Here is a 17,915-nt window from a genome sequence, read left to right on the forward strand (position 1 = left end):
ATGAATATAAACCATAAAACTGCTGCTACCGTACATAACGACCTGCATAATGACGGCCCCTCTATTAACGAGCCTGTCCTTATAGTAGATAAGCTAAGCATTCATACACGCTCAAACGTAGCTTTGGTCGATAATTTATCTTATGAGTTGTATCAAGGTCAAACGCTGGCCATCGTTGGTGAATCGGGTTCTGGTAAATCGATTGCAAGTTTGGCCTTGTTAGGACTATTACCAAATAGCCTAAGCATAGGTGGTAATGTTGTCTTAAAAGATATTGGCAAGCTGGCTGTCGATAGTGTCGATAATAACAACAGTGTTTTGAAAGCTATTCGCGGACAGCGTATCGGTATGATTTTCCAAGAACCGATGACCGCCCTCAATCCGTTGCATACCGTCGCCAAGCAGCTCGCCGAATCACTACGTTTAAGCGGCGTACCTAAGGCGCGATGGCACAAGCAAAGTATCGCTTTATTAAATGACGTCAATATTACAGACCCAGCCGATAAGCTTAATCGCTATCCGCATGAATTATCCGGAGGACAGCGTCAGCGGGTAATGATCGCCATGGCGCTGGCGCAGCAGCCTGATATTTTGATCGCTGATGAGCCAACAACGGCGCTTGATGTGACTTTGCAACATGAGATTTTGGCATTATTAAATGATCTTAAGGCGGAGCGCAATATGGCGATGATATTGATTAGCCATGATCTTAATTTAGTTAGGCGTTATAGCGAAAATATTATTGTTATGCGTCAAGGACAGACCGTTGAGCAAGGCAAAACGGCAGGTATTTTTGCTCAGCCTAAGGCCGATTATACGCGCACCCTTATGCAGCAAGATTTTGGGCAAGCGCTTGTCATTGCAGACAAAACTGGCCGTCAAACCCCGGCGCTAACTGTTAACCATTTACAAGTGCAGTTTCCTATTGAGAAAAGTCTATTTGGCGGCACCAAGCGCTGGTTTGAGGCGGTAAAAGATACCGATATGAGTCTGCAATCAGGTCAAGCGCTAGGTATCGTCGGCGAGTCTGGCTCTGGTAAGACGACTATTGCGCTGGCATTGACTAAACTGCTAACCAATCAAGCTAAGGTAAGCGGCGAGGTAATAGTTAATGGAGAAGATTTGTTAGCGTTATCTAAACAGGAGCTACGCAAGTTCCGCTCGCAAATTCAAATGGTCTTTCAAGATCCTTTTGCTAGTATCAATCCGCGTATGACCGTCATGCAAATTATTGAGGAGGGGCTACTGGTACAAGGCGTTGATAAGGTAGCTCGCCAGCAAGCGGTGCTCGATAGTTTAGAGACAGTACATCTACCTAGCGACTTTGCCCATCGCTATCCGCATGAGCTATCGGGTGGTCAGCGTCAACGGGTAGCGCTAGCACGGGCGCTAGTGATGCAGCCAAAACTCATTATACTCGATGAGCCTACCTCTGCGCTTGATAGCACCACACAAATTACTGTCGTGAACTTGCTGCGTGAGATTCAACAAAAAACGCATATTAGCTATATTTTTATTAGCCATGATTTAAAAGTTGTGCGCGCCTTGTGTCAGTATTTGATGGTACTCAAAGAGGGCGTCTGTATTGAGTCAGGAGCTACTGAAAAGGTTTTTAATCATCCAGAGCACCCTTATGCCAAGCGGTTATTGCAGGCGAGTATTTTGTAACGAAATAATCAATAGCCTAAGCTCTTGTCATTTAGCCATCGTATTTTTCTCAAAAATTGGAGCATCTATATGCATGGCTCACTTGCCATAAAAACCATCCGTGCCCGCGATCCTAACGAGACAAATCGCACCTCAACCACGCTTGAGCTATTATTTGATTTAGTATACGTCATTGCCGTTTCTGCTGCTGCCAGCGGTTTTTATGAGCGTTTGGGTGAGAAGGATTTTTCAGGGTTTTTAACCTTTGTGGTGGCGTTTTTTATCTTGTGGAATGCTTGGACCAGCTTTACTTGGTTTGCCTCAGGTTATGATCCTGATGATCTGTACTATCGCTTGTCCGTGATGCTACAGATGTTTGGCTCTTTGATGATTGCCGCTAATATTAATCAGTTTTTTGAGCAAGGTCTAACGTGGATTGGAGTGGCCGGTTATGCCATTATGCGCCTTGCACTTTGTAGTCAGTGGTGGCGAGTATATCAGCAAGTACCTGGTCATCAAAAAGTCGCTTGGCGTAGTATTGTTGGTTTATCAACCTTGCAGGCAGTATGGATCGTTTGGTTGTTTCTGCCCTCCTCATTACAGACGCCAGCATTGTTCGTATTTATCTTAGCCGAGCTGCTGATGCCATTATGGGCACGCTCAGAGCAATTTAATAACTGGAATCCTGAGCATCTTGCCGAGCGCTATGGCCTGTTAACCATCATCGTTCTAGGTGAAGGCATAGTTGGGGTCAGTAATAGCATCAAGTATTTTATGGTCAACTCAGAATCTCCTGCCAGCGTTATTATTGTACTAGGGCTAAGCTTGGTATCGCTGGTGTTTACCCTATGGTGGCTCTACTTTATTATTCCTTTTGATAACATCTTAAAAAAAGAGCGCGAGCGTTTTGACTTGTTCTTATTCGGTTATGGTCACTTTTTTGTATTTGTTGCCATAGCAGGTTTAGGAAGCGCGCTCAACCTAGTTACGGATGCTGCTGTGGCCAACGACAACAGCCAATATGCTGTTTTACCGCCTTATGCGATGGGTATATTAATGGCAATGCTGTTTACCTTTTTGCTAACGCTAACGATTTTGCGAGCGACTATCTGCAATAAATCCAGTCGTAATATCGTCGCTATTTTACTGGCGCTATTAATTATAGGGTTAAGCTATATTGTCGTCATGCAAGGCGTACCCATCACTTACGGCATTTGGCTCAGCATCCTTGCGCCTATGATAATGATTGTTTGTTTTAATGAGGATAACAAGCAATGGTTGGCTAACAAAAGCGATTCGCCATAGAGAAAATCTAGGATGATTTTTATGATCTACAATGAGAACACTAGCGTTCACAATAACTGCGACATCCTAAAAAAGATAGTGGCACAATAATAAAGAACAATATTCTATTTTAGGTGCGTTATAAATATATAAACAATATTTATAGGGTCGAAATGCTCTTAAGTTGAAATACTGTTAAAAAGGATTTTTTATGTCTGCAACAAAACCAAACCTCGCCAAATTAATGACTCATGAAACCTTGCATCATGCTGGCTACCTCACAGTTGCAAAAATGCGCGCCAAGGCGCTTAAAGCGTTTTCGCTAGTGCTGCCTATACCAAGACCGATGTTGTTTGTAGGCGAGAGGGCTTGCGATGAGCTGTGCGCTATGCTCATCAATGAAGGCGCGACCAACGTCTTTATCGTAACTGATGCGGTGCTCAATAAATTGGGCGTGCTGTCAAAAGTGACCGATTATTTAGAAAAGAATAATACTAGCTATCATATTTATGATGGGATCACCCCAGACCCTACTTTCGTAGTAGTTGAAGAGGGGCTACAGCAATCTATCGATACTGGCTGTGATGCAATCGTTGCCATTGGTGGCGGCTCCGTCATTGATGCCGCTAAGATGATGGCGATGGCGCAGGGTAATAACTGCTCGCCCAAAGCACTCATCGGACTGTTTAAGGCCAAAAAGCCTAGCTTGCCATTGTACTGCGTGCCCACTACCGCCGGTACAGGCTCCGAGGCGACACTTGGCGCGGTGGTATCAGAAGATAAGACTCATCAAAAACAGATTGCCATCGACCCAAAGATGGTGCCACTAGCCGCAGCTATTGACCCGACTATTATGCAAGGAATGCCAGCGCATATCACCGCTGATACTGGCATTGATGTCCTTACGCATGCGCTAGAAGCATGGATGAGTGTTAATGCTAGCGCCGAGACTGATTATTACGCAGCCTCTGCTGCTAAAGCGGTGATGCAATATTTGCCGCGTGCTTATACAGATGGCAATGATCTTAAGGCAAGAGAAGAGATGGGCGTTGCCGCGCATTATGGTGGTATTGCCTTTAATAAAGCGGGGCTTGGCTACGTCCATGCTATCGCGCACCAGCTAGGCGCTTATTATCATATTCCGCATGGTCGTGCTAATGCTATCGTACTGCCTTACATTCTTGATTTAAACCGTAAGGCAAGTGAAAAAAGACTGGCCACACTGGCAAGAAAGATCAATCTTATAGATAACGATCAAGTGGACAGTAGTGATGGCGAGCTGGCCGATCACTTGATCGCCAAAGTCAGGGAGTTGCTTGCGACGGTAGGTATCGATCCTGTGGTAAAAGGTATGCAAGAGAGCGACTTTAAGACGATTGCTAAAGCAGCGGCCAAAGAAGTTAGCGACACTTATGCTGTGCCGACCTATATGTCAGCGTCAAAGATAAAAGATATTTTAAAGAAAATTAAGCTAGCAAGTGATGAGCGTATTAATGGCCGTTCAATAAATACGAGAGTTGCCTAGAGTGTTTATAAAGGATATAAGGTTGCTTTTGATGGGTTGAAAAAGCTTAAAAATACTTCATATATATTCTTATAGAAATCTTTTAGCATCGGTTATTTCTCGGTACTAACAAATGATTGCTATAAATATTACCTTACCCTAGGATTTTCTTTATGAAATTCATATCTCAAGCCAAAATTATCGGTATGGCTATAGTAGCAAGTAGCGCTCTATATGCAGGCTGTACTGCTGCTGAAAATAGTACCACAGTAAAAAAACCTAACGCAGAGAACCCTTACGCACCTACCGATCCCAATTTAGCGGTAGCTACGGTAGCTGGTGGCTGTTTTTGGTGTGTTGAGGCCGGGTACGAAAAAATTCCTGGGGTAGTAGAAGTGGTGTCGGGTTATGCTGGCGGTGAAACGCCAAACCCAACTTATGAGGCGGTATCGGCAGGGGGTACTGGTCATACAGAAGCGGCGCAAATTTACTACGATCCACAGAAAATAACTTATAACGGCCTAGTGCAAGCGTTGTGGCGAATTGCCGATCCTACTGATGATCAAGGTCAATTTGTCGATCGCGGTACCCAGTATCGTCCCGCTATTTTTTATCATAATCAGCAAGAAAAGCAGATAGCTGAGGATGCTAAGCAAGAGCTGCAAGCGTCTGGAGTATACGATAAACCAGTAGTCATTGAAATCGTTCCTGCGGGCGATTTTTATCCAGCCGAAGATTATCATCAAGATTACTATAAAAAGAATCCGCTACGTTATAAAGCCTATACTTTTAACTCCGGTCGTTATCAGTTCATTGAAAGCGTCTACGGTAAAGACTATGAGCTGGATTTTAGTCAGTTTAAGCCTACTGCGAGCAGTGTAGATGCTAATAGCGCAAATGTTAACACTGACAGCGCGAAACCGGCAGTGACAGAGACTACTACAACCTCTAAAGTCGTCACAAGCTCAGGCTTTAATCCAGATACTTTTGTCAAGCCAAGCCAAGAGGAATTAAAAAGTAAGCTTAGTGAGATCCAATACAAGGTTACGCAGCAAGATGGTACCGAGCGCGCCTTTAAAAATGAGTATTGGGACAACAAAGAGCCGGGTATTTATGTCGATGTGGTATCAGGCGAGCCGCTCTATTCTTCGCGTGATCAGTACAAGTCTGGTACAGGCTGGCCAAGCTTTACGCGACCATTGAACGATAATATGGTCGTTGAAAAAGAAGACAAAGGCTTTTTTACTACTCGTACGGAGATTCGTAGCCGTTACGCTGACTCACACGTCGGTCATGTGTTCAATGATGGCCCTGCGCCAACAGGTCTGCGCTATTGTATGAACTCGGCAGCAATGCGCTTTATTCCGCTAGCTCAGATGGAAGCAGAGGGCTATGGTAAGTGGATAGATGAGGTAAAAGTAGTGGGTTAGCCCTTGTTTCAACAAAGCTTCTAGAACAAAAAGTATATAGAATAAAAAGGATGCCTATAAGCATCCTTTTTTTTTAACTTTAAATCTTGACAACTTTAAATTACTAAAACCGCCTAAACCGCCTAAAAAGCTGGCGCGCGCGTAGGTATCGCCCCCAAAAACTCATTACGCGCTTGATTATCATGCTTGTACTCGCCAAGCATCGCAGTGCTGCGCGTGGTTGAATGCTGCTTACTGACCCCGCGCATCATCATACACATATGCGAGGCGTCCATTACCACGGCTACACCGCGACAACCGGTCGCATCCATAATAGCCTGCGCTACTTGCTCACTCAGATTCTCCTGAATTTGCAGGCGACGGGCGAACATATCAACGATACGGGCAAATTTTGATAAGCCCAACACATGACCGTTTGGCAAATAACCAATGTGCGCAATACCATGAAAGGGTAGCATGTGATGCTCGCATAAAGAGTAAAACTCTATATTTTGTACCAGTACCAGCTCACGGTTGGTCGAGGGAAATATGGCCTCGTTGACGACCTCGTCTAAGCTTTGCTGGTAGCCCTCGGTTAGATGAGCAAAGGCTTTCGCGGCGCGCATCGGTGTATCTTCTAACCCTGGACGCTTTAAGTCTTCACCAGTGGAGATAATCAATTGGCGATAGGACTCAATACTTTGTTTATAGTCTGATGTTATTACTGGGGTATTACTCATAGGTTTGGCAGCCATCCAAAATGTAGGTAATGCTCAATGCTAAATCCCATTTTACCGAAGATAATTGGTAAGGACTCTATTAAAATATGCAAGCTTGGAAGTGCGGTGATTATACTTGAAATGGACTTAACTTCATACCGCTGCGCTCTGTTCAGCGACGTTTAATGTTTTATAGTCTCTATGCAATACTAATAGTTTACGACTGTTTACTTAATATGATTCATGTATAATGAGATAAATTTGGTAATTCATTATTCTCGCTTGTCATGATAAGTTATGCGTGAATCAAATCATTTTCTAGTGATTTAATACAAGCTATCAATCTTAGTTATTTGATATCAATTACTTAACATCAATCATTTAATATCAGTCATCTAACCTATTAATAAGGATACATTATGCTATTGCAAGGACAACGCTTCGTCGTTACTGGTATCGCCAGCAAACTCTCCATTGCTTGGGCCATAGCTGAGGCTCTACATCGTGAAGGCGCCTCGCTGATTCTCACCTATCCAAATGATAAGATTAAAAAGCGGGTAGATATGGCAGCTGAAGCCTTTGAAGCTGATATGGTACTTGAGTGTGATGTGGCCTCCGATGAGTCTATCGCCAAGTGCTTTGAGCAAGTGAAAGCGCACTGGGGTGATGGTATCGATGGCGTAGTTCACGCGATCGGTTTTGCACCCATGGAGCAGCTCGATGGTGATTTTGTTAATGCAACCACGCGCGAGGGTAGCCATATTGCACATGATATCTCAAGCTACAGCTTTGTTGCTCTTGCAAAAGCGGGGCGTGAGCTGCTGGCAATGCGCAAAGGCTCAATGCTGACTCTAACGTATGAAGGTAGTATCTCAGTTTTGCCAAACTATAACGTTATGGGTATGGCTAAAGCAAGTTTAGAGGCCAGCGTCCGTTACTTAGCTACTTCTATGGGCGGCGAAGGTATTCGTGTTAATGCGATCTCAGCCGGTCCTATTCGTACGCTTGCAGCCAGTGGTATCAAATCCTTTCGTAAAATGCTTGATATCAGCGAAAAAATAGCCCCGCTACAGCGTAATATTAGTCAAATGGAAGTTGGTAATGCTGCGTTATTTTTATTGTCACCATGGGCATCGGGTATTACTGGCGAGATCATGTTCGTTGATGCAGGTTTTAATACGGTTGCGATCAGTGAGCAGTTAATGATGCTTGATGAACCAGAGAAATAAGCACATTTAATAACCTATTATGGTGTGAAAGATTGCATATAATTTTATATACCCCTCTAAGAATATGAAGGTAGCCAAAAGGCTACCTTTTTTAGTTATACTAATCGCTTTTTAGCCAAAGATCTTTAGGCGATAGATATGATAACCAAACTTCCAAAATGGATATTATGGGGCGGGGCGGTGTTGGCATTTAGCGCCGGATGCGTCAATACAGCCGCTTTGATTGGTTTTACTAACCTATCTGTGTCACATGTTACGGGTAATGTTAGCTTTTTTTCGGCGGCAGTAGCTCGTTTTGATATCAGTAGTATCCTTTTTATTGGCGCCTCATTGCTATCTTTTTTGGCAGGCGCAATCTTGAGCGGGGTAGTGATTGGACAAACCTCCCTAAGACTGGGTAGACGCTATGGCAATGCACTATATATAGAAGCGGTATTATTATTGATAAGCTACTGGCTCTATCAACAGCACGATTACTTGGGGCAACTGGCCGCTGCGATGGCGTGCGGTCTACAAAACGCAATGGTAGCCACTTATAGCGGAGCGGTTATCCGTACCACTCACCTGACCGGATTGACCTCAGATATGGGCGCAGCTATCGGAAATTGGTTGGCAGGACGACCCATCAGTAAGCCAACACTCGCTTTTCAAACGATTATTTGGTATTGCTTTTTCGGCGGCGGCGCAGTGGGTGCTTTTTTGTATGTGAGAGTAGGCTATGCCGCATTATTTGTACCTATTACTATCGTACTAGTGGCTGCGTTTATCTATAATTACGCTTCAAACCATTTACCTGAAAAGATGCAGCCCAAAAATGAAATATAAAAGACGCCTATCAATTAGATAAGCGTCTGCGTAGTTAAGAATATATTTATAGACTAGTGGCTTCATGGATCAACTTTCATCGAAGCTGAAGTAATAGGCTAGCTATTGTTTATCTTCTTCTTCTTCGTGATCTTCATGCTCGTGCAACCCTTGCATCATATCAAGAGCACAATCATCAGTACGCTGCTGGTCTTCTTTAGCCAGACCGTCTTGATTAATATCTTTTGGTGCCATCTTAGTGGTTGAGTCGATCTTATTACGTGACATACAATGCTCCTATTATCTGCCTAGCTTATTTTAGCTCTGTAACATTCAGCTATATAACAACTTATAAGTCAGAGCTTATAAGTTAATATACTAAGTATGAGTCAAGCGCTTACCCTTGTATAGAGACAATAGGCGCAATTTAGTGACTGTATGTAACGATGTAACTGCTTGTGCAAAGAAGGTGTTTGATAATGACGATTAAAAGTAATATTAAAGATAGTCAATTTCTTAATAAAGTCATACTATGGGCAAGGATTCCATACCGTTACGTATAACAATCTATGTTAATCAATAAGGACGCTTTATGTCAGAGAAAAGGTTAGATAGCCATATCCCCGATGATGGCAATGAGTATTTATTTACCGATACTTTTCCAAAAGGAACGGGTAAAGGACTGATCATTGTGGCAATTGCTGCTATTATTAGTGTGATTATTTATAACGTATTACCGTTTGATATTAATGCCAACAAAGGCTTAGCTTTATTGTTCTTTATTGGCGCTCTTTGGTTGACAGAAGCTTTACATGTTACGATCACCGCGATCTTAGTAGTTGTAGTAGGGACCCTGATTAGCATACCGGAGTTTAATGCTGAGATTGGCCTGCAAAGCTTTGCCAATCCCATTATTTATCTATTTTTTGGTGGCTTTGCTTTAGCCGCCGCGCTACATGTGCAGCAGCTTGATAGGAAAATTGCGCTAAAGATCCTATCTTTATCAGGTGGCAAGCTAGGTACAGCGGTGTTTCTAATATTTGGAGTCACCGCATTTTTATCGATGTGGATATCAAATACAGCTACTGCTGCTATGATGCTACCACTAGCACTGGGTATCTTAACGCAAGTGGATCGCGAAAAAGATCGTGGTACTTTTGTGTTTGTGTTGTTAGGTATTGCCTACTCAGCAAGCTTAGGTGGTCTAGGTACTATCGTAGGTTCACCGCCCAATGCCATTGCTGCAAAAGCGCTCAATATCGCTTTTGTCGATTGGATGAAATTTGGTATTCCTATAATGTTAGTACTGTTGCCGCTGTTGTTGGGGGCCATGTACTTTGTACTAAAGCCCAATCTCAACCGTAAAGTTACGCTTGATCAAGATGATCCTATTGCTTGGACAACATCGCGCATTCTCACGATTATAGTCTTTATTATAACGGCGCTTAGCTGGATATTATCAAAGCAAATAGGGGCAGCTTTAGGTCTTGAAGATACTGATGCGGTGATTGCACTATCAGCCGCTGTTGCTGTGGTAGGCTTGGGATTGGTATCATGGAAACAGGTCTCCGATAATACGGATTGGGGCGTACTCATGCTCTTTGGCGGCGGTATAGCGCTGTCTACGGTATTAAAAGTATCAGGTGCTTCTTTAATATTAGGTCAAACAGTTGCCAATGCTTTATCAGTAGCACCTATTATTGTGGTCATGATCGCTATATCGGCATTTATTATATTCTTAACCGAGTTTGCCTCCAATACGGCGTCTGCTGCGCTACTGGTACCCGTGTTTGCCGCTATTGCTGAGCAGATGGGTATACTGACAGAAGTACTGGTATTGATTATCGGTATTGGTGCCTCATGTGCCTTTATGTTACCAGTTGCCACGCCGCCAAACGCGATTGTCTTTGGCACCGGTTTGATTAAACAAACAGAGATGGTACGCACTGGGGTCGTGCTTAATATCATTGCTACATTTGTCGTTGGCTTATGGGCATATATCTTTTTGCTATAGAGCGTTGTAAGTAAATATTTTACAAGCCAACTGGTTCAAACCAAAAACCGATATTTAGCCATTTGCTAGATATCGGTTTTTGGTAAAACATAGCTGCAAACTTATGAATAATCACTATGCACCATAATTCATCCATACCCAGCCATTTTCCAGCCATTCCATCACCTCATAAGGGTCAATATCTACTACATCGTCTAGCTTTAGGGACTCGCCATCAGCCAAGCGCATCAGTAGGGCAGTCGCTGCCTCATCAAGTCCATCAAGGCGTTGCCCGTTCGCGTATAGAATTATATCATCGTTAGTCTGAGTATAAAGCAGACGATTGCTATAGTCCGCTTGTAGCACTGCGCCCTCAGACAAAGCTTGCATTAGCTCGTCAGTGCTTATCGTCTCTTCAGGTACCAGCGCATCATATTGACGCTTGCTTACGACCTCACTTACCGCTTGGCGAATAATGTCATCACCGCGCTTAGATTCCAGCATTTGTAACAGTTGCTTCTTGATAGCTTCGATACTATCCAGGTGCAGCTCACCAGAGGACTGCAATGTTTGCGGTAGTAGCATGGGCACAAATAAACCGCTATTATTGGTTGCCACATCGGCCATACTATCGATAATTTGCATAAGATTGGGCCGGCGACAGCCGAACGAGAAGGTGAGACAGTCATCTGTCGCCACCCCAAAATGCGCTAACTTTGGCGGGACATAAAGCACATCACCCGCTTCTAAAACCTGATCAAATATAATATCGCCCATATCATCAAAGATGCGAATGGGCTCATCTGCTACAAATTCAGTAGTCTCGTCACAAAACATGCCCAGCTGCCAACGCCGTGATCCATAGCCTTGCGCCAAAAACACGTCATAATCATCATAGTGCTTGCCAACCGAGCCGCCTTTTGGTGCGTAGGAGACCATAATATCGTCACGCTGCCACTGCGGAATAAAGTCAAAAGCTTGCCACAATTGTCCCAGCTCAGGCGACCATTGTTCTAAATTCTGTACCAGTACCGTCCACTGTGCTGGCAGGTTGGCAAAATCGGCTTCGGTTAGCGGGCTTTTTTTAAGTTGCCACTGTGGTTCATTATCTTTTTTAGTAGCCGCTTGAGTCAATAAGCGTGCTGAGGCGTCTTCTTCCAAAGCAAGGCCGAGCATATCGTCAGGCTCAAACATACCGATAAGCTGTGGTAGTCCTTGCTTGATGAGTAATGGCTTTTTTTGCCAGTATTCTTTTAAGAATTGTTCAGCAGTAATATCGTCAGGGAGGCATAGAGGAATAGCAGTCATCGATAAATCCGTGTTGTAAAAGGGTTGTAAATGGTCTAAGTCGCTATTAGGTCAGGGACAAGAAGTAAGTAGAATTAACATTTTGAATGGTTGAGGATGCAAATATATTTAAGGTTTACTTTAGAAACAGAAGATAATCGTTTATTATTAGCAGCGTTTTAAATGAAATTCAGTTACTCTCAGTCATTTGTAACCTAACTTATACTGAGCTGATCAATTATAGGATATTTATGAAAAAGTTACACTTTATAGCTTTAATTGTTGGTGCGCTTTTCTTGCAAGCCTGTGTGCATAAAATCGTGACGGTACCTACCAAAGTTGCTTATAAAACCACCAAAGGCGTAGTCAAAGGTACAGCCGCTGTCGGTAGAGCCATTATACCCGGCGATAGCGATGATAAAGATGATTAAAACTTGAGTTGGTTTTTACGAATTTTTAAAAAAAAGGTTCCTGCCCCAATAAGCCCACCAAGAAGTGCCCACATCATGTCTTGGTGGGCGTCCCAAATATCACCTTGTTGACCGTTGTAGGCCTCAGCGGCTTTCGGTGACATGGTTAGAGCCAGCATCCATTCGAACAATTCATAAAGTAAGCTGGTCGACATATTAATCATCAAAACGATAGTTATCAGTAGTTTTATGGACTGAAGCTTAAAAATAGCTTTTGCTATCTCAAGCATGGCTTGGAACAATAATAACCCATAGCTAAAATGCACCAGACGGTCGTACATATTACGCTGCCAGCCAAAAACCTCACTTAAACGTAGACCAAATAGCTGCTGTGTCCAGTTGTCATAGGGTACAAAAGAGTATAAATAGCGTGCCCCAACGATATGAATAATTAAAAATAGAGCCGCTAAAACATAAGCGTGTGAGCTAATATAGCGACGAAAATAGGTGAGCAGCATAAAAGCCAAAAACAGCAGCGTACCTAATTGATGCAATAGGTAGCTTGCCCACTCCATAGGCTCAATGCTTGCTAGCACCATCACGATTATAACCGTTATTGTGCTAGCAAAGACTGGCTTAGAGAATTTGCTCATTTTTTAAGTTAACTTTTTCAATCATCTACTAAAGCTTCTCAATCCACTCTTTAATCGTGTGTGCCTGCTTGGCAGCATTGCCGATATAAGTAGCAGGTGTCAGGTCGCGCAAACGCTGTTTATCGGCATCACTTACCTCGTCAAGCTCATCGCTATCAACGAAAGTTAGCATCGCTTCGCGGGTCATAGCATTGCCGCGCGTTAAGGCTTTGAGTTTCTCATAAGGATTCTCCACACGGTAGCGGCGCATCACGGTTTGAATTGGTTCGGCTAGTACTTCCTGCGCTTGCTCAAGATCGTTATTCAAGCGTTCAGGATTCACTTCAAGTTTGCCAACCCCTTTTAAACAAGCATCATACGCAATCATACTTTGCGCAAGACCCACACCGATATTACGCAGTACCGTTGAGTCTGATAAATCACGCTGCATCCGCGAGATAGGTAGCTTTTCGCCTAAATGGGCCAGCATTGCATTAGCCACGCCCAAATTGCCCTCTGAGTTTTCAAAATCAATCGGATTAACTTTATGCGGCATGGTTGAGGAGCCGACTTCGCCCTCTTTTAGACGCTGTTTAAAATAGCCTAAGCTAATATATTGCCAAATATCGCGGTTAAAATCGATCAAAATCGTATTGAAACGTTTTACTACATCGAATAGCTCTGCAATATAGTCATGCGGCTCAATTTGCGTGGTATAAGGATTAAAGCTTAGACCAAGACGCTTATCGATAAAATGCTCAGCATGCGCTTGCCAATCGACATCAGGATAGGCTGAAAAATGCGCATTATAGTTACCCACTGCGCCATTAATTTTACCCAATAGCTCCACTTGACTCATTTGTTTAATTTGACGCGCTAGACGGTAAGCGACATTGGCCATCTCTTTACCTAAAGTAGTCGGGCTTGCCGTCTGACCGTGTGTACGTGAAAGCATGGGCTGCTCGGCATGAGTCAGTGCTAAATCGACAATACTATCGGTGACTTGCTGCATTTTATCGACCACAATCTTGCGGCTATCTTTAAGCATCAATGCATAAGATAAATTATTGATATCTTCACTGGTACAAGCAAAATGAATAAACTCTAGCGAATCAATTAGCGCATCCTGACCACGAAATTTGTCTTTAATAAAATATTCAACGGCTTTTACATCGTGATTGGTCGTCGCTTCGATATCTTTGATCGCTCCAGCGTCCTCTTCACTAAAGTCATCAACGATACTATTTAAAAAGGTATTGGTCTTATCATCAAATGCCGCTAACTCTTCAATAGTACTGTTGTCAGCCAATGATTGTAACCAGCGGATTTCAACGGTCACGCGAGCTTTAATCAGGCCGAATTCAGACAAATAAGGACGCAAGCTGTCGGCTTTGGATGCATAACGACCATCGATGGGAGAAAGGGCGGTTAGTGGAGTCATAACAATACCTTAAGTAGTTTCGTTAGTTAATTAGTCCCCAACATAGTGGGAACGTCAGGAAAATCAGGTCGCCCAATTATACCTTGATTGTATTCAAGTTTAGGACAAAAATTAATAGATATAAATTAGAAAATATATTTACTTAAATTAACATTGTTGATATATTTAGACACAATTAGCTTTAGTCGATTAAAGTTAGTTATTTGAGGTGAACTGTATATTTGTAAAACAATCAATTGAGGATGAATAATGAATAAATTAATGGGCGTATTTTTATTAGGAACGGCTTTAAGTCTAACGGCTTGTGGCGGTGACTCTGATAGTAGTGGTAGTAATTATAGTGGTAAAGATACGACACCTACAACTCCTGATAATGGTCAAAATACTTGTGATGTCGTTGGTAACACTGTAACAGGCGTCGCTAATAGTGATTGCCAATTTACAGCTGAAAACACTGATGCACAAATTACCTGTACAAGTACTGCTCTTGTAGTAGATGGTACTATCGGTGGGATTACTCTTTCTAATACTACTTTTATCTCTAATAGTACAAATATTGGTGGCTATAGTATCCAGTGTTCTTGATCTAGCTTTTAGTCGTAATACTTTATTGGTCCTTTATCAATAGAACAGTGATCAGCTATTTATAAAAAAGCTATTGGTTATCTAATTAGTCAGTAGCTTTATATAAAATATATAAAAAGTATTTAGGCAGGTAGTTAATATATGAAAGACAAAACCTTATTCATTTCATCCGTATTGGTTGCTTTTATCTTTGGTAGTTTAACGACTTATTTGCTGATGACCAAAAAACAAATGGATCAAATCATGCAGGCAAAGCAGCACTCGCCTGTATCATCTATGTCTAATAATGACCAAAATACCGTTAATCTAGCAGACAACTTATCGTCGCAAGCGGTTAATACTCAAAATCAAAAAAATGACTCGGCAGCGCAAGTTATCTCTAATCTGCAGCAGTCAGACACGCCTTCTGTGAACGACTATTCACAAGAGCAAGCATTGGCTCTGGTTAACAACATGCCAGACTATGTACTGAGCCAGTACGTTGACAAATTTATGGCAAGAGGCGCTAGTGAAGTTATTGCTGACAAAAGGCGCTTTGCCGAGCGGGCCGTGGAGGAGCTGTATAAATCAAATGACAATCAGCCGTTGGCAGGCACCGTTAAACTATCATTGAATCCGGTCATGCCTACCACATCGGTGGACACCTCAACACTAAATAAAAATGCCAAGCTATTTGCGCATTTGGATACCGCTGGAAAAGTGCCTAGTAGCCCCTTTGTCTTTGTAAAATGGGTGAATAACCAAACCGGACAAGTCTTACTATTTGAGAAAAAAGATATTGTCGCCAGTCGCAATCAGAATTGGGTCAGCTTTAGTCCTTACGAGGGTTGGGAGCCGGGCAGTTACGACATCCGGTTTTATCAATTTACCTCAGAGCTGCAACCTGTCGCACAGCTTACTTATAATATCTATACAGTTGAAGGCTCTGAACAGGGCAGGAGCAAGGCAGGTAATATCGTTAATGCGACAGCAACTAGAAACAGTAATTAGAGATTAAGACAGCTGAAACCACAGCAACTAACAATTGTTTCAATTGAAAACTATAAGTGCTTTAAATACTGCAAGGCGCGTCAATAGATTCAATCACGCCGCCGCCGAGGCACACCTCATCGATATAAAATACTGCCGATTGACCCGGCGTTAGCGCACGTTGGGGTTCATCGAATATCACGCGCACCGCGCTGCCGTCTTCATTGGTGGCAAACACAGAGCAACTTTGATCGGGCTGCCGATAACGCGACTTTGCCATACAGCGTAAACCTGTTTCGCTAAAAATGTCTTGAGGAGGTAGCTCATTCACCCAGTCGAGCTTATAGGCGTGCAGCTCATTGCTCATTAGCATCGGATGCTCATGACCTTGTCCCACGATCAAACGGTTGTTCTCCAAGTCTTTTGCCAACACAAACCATGGCTCCTCGGGACGATCTTTGACGCCGCCAATACCGATACCGCCGCGCTGACCTAGGGTGTAATACATGAGTCCATCATGCTGACCGATTATCTGATTATCGTCGGTAACGATATCACCTTTTTGCGCGGGCAAGTATTGCTGCAAAAAGTCTTTGAATCGGCGCTCACCGATAAAGCAAATACCGGTCGAATCCTTTTTCTTTGCCGTTACTAAATCATGCTCTTCAGCGATTTGGCGCACTACTGGCTTTTCAAGCTCGCCAATGGGGAACAGCGTTTTAGCAATTTTATCGCCGCCGACCGCATGTAAGAAATAACTTTGATCTTTATTGTTATCAAGGCCGCGTAATAGCTGAGCCACAGTTTCGCCATCATTATTTTCATAATTAATACTACGGCGCGTATAGTGACCAGTAGCGATATAGTCAGCGCCAAGCCCAAATTTTGGATCAGAGGCGTAGTCCAGAAATGCTTTAAATTTAATCTCTTTGTTGCATAAAATATCGGGATTAGGCGTACGTCCGGCTTTGTATTCTGCTAAGAAATGCTCAAAGACCCGATCCCAATATTCCATCGCGAAGTTGGCCGTGTGCAGCTTGATACCGATTTTGTCACATACCGCTTGCGCGTCCGCTAAGTCGTCCATTGCTGTACAGTATTCGGTGCCGTCATCTTCTTCCCAGTTTTTCATAAACAGCCCTTCAACCATGAAGCCTGCTTGTTGCAGCAAGACGGCTGATACCGAAGAGTCAACGCCGCCTGACATACCGACGATGACGCGCGTATCCGCAGGATTGTCAATATCGCTAAGCGTTAGCGGACGATAAGCTTGAAAAGGCTTGGCAACTGGCGCAACTGGCATAGCTAAAGTATCTGATATAACTGACATAAAAAAGCGCTCAACAACTTGTGATAATATAGGCGCTATATTATAGCAGTTAATTAAAATGAGTGCCGTACCATGCTTTTTTTATAGCTTGAAAATCAGTTAGTTATTTTGATAACTGCTTTATAGATTTTGAATCAACCTTTATATTTTTTGGAAATACAATGATAAAAATCGGTCAAGGTATCGACGTACATGCTTTTCATAATAATGGTGATCAGCAGCAATATGTGGTGCTTGCAGGGGTGCCTATAGAGCATACTCATAGTTTGCTTGCGCATTCTGACGGCGATGTAGTACTGCATGCACTAGCCGATGCTCTGCTTGGAGCCTTGGCGCTTGGTGATATTGGCCAGCATTTTCCTGATACCGATGCCGCGCATAAAGGCTTGGACTCACGAATACTGCTGCGTCATGTCTATGATAAAATCAAAAAAGCGGGTTACAAGCTTGGTAATGCCGATATCACCGTGATGTGTGAGCGTCCTAAACTAGCACCACATAATCAAGCGATGCGAGAGAATATCGCCAGTGATTTACAGGTAGATATCGACAAGATCAGCGTAAAAGCCACAACCACTGAAAAGCTTGGGTTTACTGGTCGCCAAGAGGGTATTATGGCAAGCGCTGTGGTATTATTAACCGCCGATCAATCTGATGTCTAAAGCTATAAGC

Annotated in this window: 17 protein-coding genes; 11 read left to right on the forward strand and 6 right to left on the reverse strand. The window is 43.1% G+C overall.

What is annotated here, in order from left to right; genetic code table 11:
• From ACR63N_RS06195 to msrB, 4 genes are all read left to right on the forward strand, one after another.
• A complete protein-coding gene (locus tag ACR63N_RS06195) occupies window positions 1–1,668 on the forward strand; it encodes an ABC transporter ATP-binding protein (RefSeq protein WP_367103326.1) in 1,668 nt (555 codons plus the stop codon).
• Window positions 1,669–1,737: 69 nt separating this feature from the next.
• A complete protein-coding gene (locus ACR63N_RS06200) occupies window positions 1,738–2,952 on the forward strand; it encodes a low temperature requirement protein A (RefSeq protein ID WP_367103325.1) in 1,215 nt (404 codons plus the stop codon).
• A gap of 190 nt (window positions 2,953–3,142) precedes the next feature.
• Window positions 3,143–4,456: an iron-containing alcohol dehydrogenase gene (locus tag ACR63N_RS06205; protein ID WP_367106011.1), complete on the forward strand. Its 1,314-nt coding sequence runs from the start codon at window positions 3,143–3,145 to the stop codon at window positions 4,454–4,456.
• A 152-nt stretch (window positions 4,457–4,608) separates the two neighbouring features.
• The gene (msrB, locus tag ACR63N_RS06210; RefSeq protein ID WP_367106010.1) at window positions 4,609–5,865 is read left to right on the forward strand and encodes a peptide-methionine (R)-S-oxide reductase MsrB; all 1,257 of its coding nucleotides are present in this window, start codon (window positions 4,609–4,611) and stop codon (window positions 5,863–5,865) included.
• A gap of 122 nt (window positions 5,866–5,987) precedes the next feature.
• Here the strand turns inward: msrB and folE are convergent, their stop codons facing one another.
• The gene (folE, locus tag ACR63N_RS06215) at window positions 5,988–6,584 is read right to left on the reverse strand and encodes a GTP cyclohydrolase I FolE (RefSeq protein WP_367103322.1); all 597 of its coding nucleotides are present in this window, start codon (window positions 6,582–6,584) and stop codon (window positions 5,988–5,990) included.
• A gap of 398 nt (window positions 6,585–6,982) precedes the next feature.
• Between folE and ACR63N_RS06220 the strand changes: the two genes are divergently transcribed.
• Together ACR63N_RS06220 and ACR63N_RS06225 are read left to right on the forward strand one after the other, a co-directional pair.
• Complete coding sequence (locus ACR63N_RS06220; protein ID WP_367103321.1) at window positions 6,983–7,792, forward strand: enoyl-ACP reductase FabI; 810 nt, start codon at window positions 6,983–6,985, stop codon at window positions 7,790–7,792.
• A gap of 138 nt (window positions 7,793–7,930) precedes the next feature.
• Entirely contained in the window at window positions 7,931–8,617 is a 687-nt protein-coding gene (locus ACR63N_RS06225) for a YoaK family protein (RefSeq protein ID WP_367106009.1), read from the forward strand.
• 102 nt (window positions 8,618–8,719) lie between these two features.
• Here the strand turns inward: ACR63N_RS06225 and ACR63N_RS06230 are convergent, their stop codons facing one another.
• Window positions 8,720–8,884 carry a hypothetical protein gene (locus tag ACR63N_RS06230; RefSeq protein WP_367103319.1) on the reverse strand — a complete coding sequence of 55 codons (165 nt, stop codon included), beginning with the start codon at window positions 8,882–8,884 and terminating at the stop codon, window positions 8,720–8,722.
• Window positions 8,885–9,188: 304 nt separating this feature from the next.
• Here ACR63N_RS06230 and ACR63N_RS06235 point away from each other — a divergent pair, with 304 nt between their 5' ends.
• Complete coding sequence (locus ACR63N_RS06235; protein ID WP_472782597.1) at window positions 9,189–10,610, forward strand: SLC13 family permease; 1,422 nt, start codon at window positions 9,189–9,191, stop codon at window positions 10,608–10,610.
• Between the two features lie 114 nt (window positions 10,611–10,724).
• Here the strand turns inward: ACR63N_RS06235 and ACR63N_RS06240 are convergent, their stop codons facing one another.
• Window positions 10,725–11,897 carry a JmjC domain-containing protein gene (locus ACR63N_RS06240; RefSeq protein ID WP_472782598.1) on the reverse strand — a complete coding sequence of 391 codons (1,173 nt, stop codon included), beginning with the start codon at window positions 11,895–11,897 and terminating at the stop codon, window positions 10,725–10,727.
• A gap of 230 nt (window positions 11,898–12,127) precedes the next feature.
• On the opposite strand from ACR63N_RS06240, the gene ACR63N_RS06245 reads away from it, so the two are divergent.
• Window positions 12,128–12,307: an NF038104 family lipoprotein gene (locus tag ACR63N_RS06245; RefSeq protein ID WP_367103316.1), complete on the forward strand. Its 180-nt coding sequence runs from the start codon at window positions 12,128–12,130 to the stop codon at window positions 12,305–12,307.
• Here ACR63N_RS06245 and ACR63N_RS06250 read toward each other — a convergent pair.
• Both ACR63N_RS06250 and purB read right to left on the reverse strand, forming a co-directional pair.
• Entirely contained in the window at window positions 12,304–12,939 is a 636-nt protein-coding gene (locus ACR63N_RS06250) for a DUF2238 domain-containing protein (RefSeq protein ID WP_472782599.1), read from the reverse strand. The two genes, ACR63N_RS06245 and ACR63N_RS06250, sit on opposite strands and share 4 nt — an antisense overlap.
• 28 nt (window positions 12,940–12,967) lie before the next feature.
• Window positions 12,968–14,359, reverse strand: coding sequence for an adenylosuccinate lyase (gene purB, locus ACR63N_RS06255; protein ID WP_472782600.1), 1,392 nt, complete (start codon window positions 14,357–14,359; stop codon window positions 12,968–12,970).
• Between the two features lie 249 nt (window positions 14,360–14,608).
• On the opposite strand from purB, the gene ACR63N_RS06260 reads away from it, so the two are divergent.
• Together ACR63N_RS06260 and ACR63N_RS06265 are read left to right on the forward strand one after the other, a co-directional pair.
• Complete coding sequence (locus ACR63N_RS06260) at window positions 14,609–14,944, forward strand: hypothetical protein (RefSeq protein WP_367103313.1); 336 nt, start codon at window positions 14,609–14,611, stop codon at window positions 14,942–14,944.
• A gap of 141 nt (window positions 14,945–15,085) precedes the next feature.
• The gene (locus ACR63N_RS06265; RefSeq protein ID WP_472782601.1) at window positions 15,086–15,934 is read left to right on the forward strand and encodes a hypothetical protein; all 849 of its coding nucleotides are present in this window, start codon (window positions 15,086–15,088) and stop codon (window positions 15,932–15,934) included.
• Window positions 15,935–15,995: 61 nt separating this feature from the next.
• Here ACR63N_RS06265 and mnmA read toward each other — a convergent pair whose 3' ends face one another.
• A complete protein-coding gene (mnmA, locus tag ACR63N_RS06270; RefSeq protein ID WP_367103781.1) occupies window positions 15,996–17,216 on the reverse strand; it encodes a tRNA 2-thiouridine(34) synthase MnmA in 1,221 nt (406 codons plus the stop codon).
• Between the two features lie 188 nt (window positions 17,217–17,404).
• On the opposite strand from mnmA, the gene ispF reads away from it, so the two are divergent.
• The gene (gene ispF, locus ACR63N_RS06275) at window positions 17,405–17,905 is read left to right on the forward strand and encodes a 2-C-methyl-D-erythritol 2,4-cyclodiphosphate synthase (RefSeq protein ID WP_367103311.1); all 501 of its coding nucleotides are present in this window, start codon (window positions 17,405–17,407) and stop codon (window positions 17,903–17,905) included.
• Window positions 17,906–17,915 lie beyond the last annotated feature (10 nt).

The sequence above is a fragment of the Psychrobacter sp. M4 genome (genome assembly GCF_055699795.1).